Annotated in this window: 1 protein-coding gene; it reads right to left on the bottom strand. The window is 53.6% G+C overall.

The annotated features are described in order from the left end of the window. Positions 1-575, bottom strand: a 575-nt coding sequence (locus RTV33_RS06440; RefSeq protein WP_312642682.1) for a 5'-3' exonuclease H3TH domain-containing protein, incomplete at both ends; no start/stop codon positions are given.

The following is a 575-nucleotide window of genomic DNA, read 5'->3' as shown; positions in this document are numbered from 1 at the left end:
GGTCACAAGCAAAACAGAGGCGGGGGCTGCGGGCTGCCCGCCGTCCGATACAACCGTGGCTGCACCGTCAGCGTTTACACCCAGCCGATCAATCATTTTGTACATTTCAAGCCTTGAGAGCAAGCGCGCAGCCTCACCGTGCTGAATTTCACCGCGCTTGTAGCAGTCAAAGTCGGTGCAGACGGGTACTTCACAAAAAATAGTGGCCAGCTCTTTCGAAAGAAAGGCCATGTCGCGGTCGGCAATCAGCTTTTGCCGCATGGCGGGTTTTACATCGATGGTATCGATCTGCTCATAAATTTTTTCCACCGAGCCATACTGTGTAATAAGCTGCGTTGCGCCCTTTTCACCAATTCCCTTGACACCGGGGATGTTGTCGGAGCTGTCACCCATAATCGCCTTGAGGTCGATTAGCTGAATGGGGTCGATGCCGTAACGTTCACGAAATGCGGCGGTATCGTACAGGGTGGCGTCCGGTTGCCCCATTTTGGTGGTGGCAAGGCGCACGGTGACGTAGTGGACAATCAGCTGCAGGCTGTCCTTATCTCCTGTAGCAATGACGCATTCATTTTTGT

The sequence above is a fragment of the Hydrogenoanaerobacterium sp. genome (genome assembly GCF_032017025.1).
Lineage (GTDB): Bacteria > Bacillota > Clostridia > Oscillospirales > Ruminococcaceae > Hydrogenoanaerobacterium.
The sequence above is the reverse complement of the archived record's forward strand: the minus strand, read 5'-3'. Positions and strand labels throughout refer to the sequence as shown.